Source organism: Frankia sp. Hr75.2, from assembly GCF_949319125.1.
Taxonomy (GTDB): Bacteria; Actinomycetota; Actinomycetes; order Frankiales; family Frankiaceae; genus Parafrankia; species Parafrankia soli.
This window is the reverse complement of the sequence record NZ_CASGGV010000147.1, coordinates 1-1,466: the sequence shown is the minus strand read 5'-3', so window position 1 is coordinate 1,466 and position 1,466 is coordinate 1. Positions and strand designations below refer to the sequence as shown.

Sequence of the window (1,466 nt, the reverse complement as noted above, 5' to 3'; positions counted from 1 at the left end):
GCTAGTAGGACTTCGTTAGGTAACTCCGGATAGGTGTTGCGTGACGTTGAGTGTGTGATGGAAGGGTCGCTCGCAGGTGGGGCAGGCGCCGGTCCAGACGGCGAGCAGGGCCTGGAGGGTACGGAGGACTCCGTAGAGGGTCAGGCCGGCGCAGGGGCTTTTGGGTCGCGGCGGAGCTGGGTGCAGATCGCCTGGGCGACGGAGACGAGGGTGACGTGGCGGTGCCAGCCGGTAAAGGTGCGGCCTTCGAAGTGGTCGAGGCCGAGGCCGTCTTTCAACTCGCGGTAGTCGTGTTCGATCCGCCAGCGGATCTTCGCGAGGCGGACCAGGTGCCGCACCGGTGTGCCGTCGGGCAGGGTCGATAGCCAGTAGTCGGTGGGCTCGGCCTGTCCGGGGGGCCATTCGGCGAGCAGCCAGCATTCCGGCAGGCTGCGGTCCGGGTTACGGGGGATACGCCGGCTAGCCGGACGTACTCGCAGCGCCACGAACCGCGACCGCATGCGTCCGTTCGGGTTGGCCGGGGTCTTGTGAGTGCCGCGTCGCCAGACCACGTACCGGCCGGCGGACCGGCCGGTAGCCAGGACCAGGGCTTTCAAGGTCTGCGGCGGGTCGGGGTAGGTGGGCACGGGCGGACGACCGTTGCCCGCGTACGGGGCGGTGACCGGCAGCGCGTCGGCCCGGTAGGCGGTGGCGGTCGCGGTGACCGCCAGCACGTAGGGGATGTTCCGCTCGGTCAACCCCTGGCGGAACTCGGCGGCGTCGCCGTAGCCGGCGTCGGCCACGACCGGCCGGACCGGCATGCCCCACCCGGCCAGCTCATCGATCATGTCCAGGGCCAGCCGCCACTTCTCTCGATGCCGCTCACCCTCGGGGATCCCCGCCCGGGCCCGGCGTTCCCGGACGGCCGCGGCCTCGACCGGGTCGGCGCAGCCGGTGTCATCCCAGGAGACGGGCAGGAACAGCCGCCAGTCCACCGCGGCCGACGCCCAATCGGTGACCGCATGGACGGACACCCCGATCTGACAGTTACCGACCTTGCCCAGCGTGCCGGAGTACATCCGGGCCACCCCGGGCGACGCCGGCCCGTCCTTCGGGAAGCCGGTGTCGTCCACCACCAGCGCGACCGGGTCCAGGAAGGCGGCCGCCCACCCAGCCAGCCGGCGGCGTACCTGGGCGTGGTCCCAGGTCGAGCTGGTCACGAACTGCTGAAGCTGCTGATGATCCACCCCGAGGCGGGTGGCCATCGGGACCATGCTCTTGCGCTTGCCGTCGGTCAGCAGCCCCCGCACATACAACTGCCCCTTGCCCCGCTGATCCCGCCGCGGCAGGTCCGTGAACATCACACCCGCGAACCGCTCGATCACCGGCCGCACCCGGGCCATCTCTTCCGGACCCACACCAACCACCGCCACACACGAAGACGACAGTCAGTACAACCACGAACAGACCCGACAAAGTCCTACTAG

The 1,466-nt window shown here is 70.1% G+C and carries 1 protein-coding gene; it reads right to left on the bottom strand.

Going from position 1 to position 1,466, the window contains the following annotated elements; all coding sequences use genetic code 11:
- Positions 1-140: 140 nt before the first annotated feature.
- Positions 141-1,397, bottom strand: coding sequence for an IS701 family transposase (locus tag AC559T_RS12755; protein WP_498868837.1), 1,257 nt, complete (start codon positions 1,395-1,397; stop codon positions 141-143).
- Positions 1,398-1,466 lie beyond the last annotated feature (69 nt).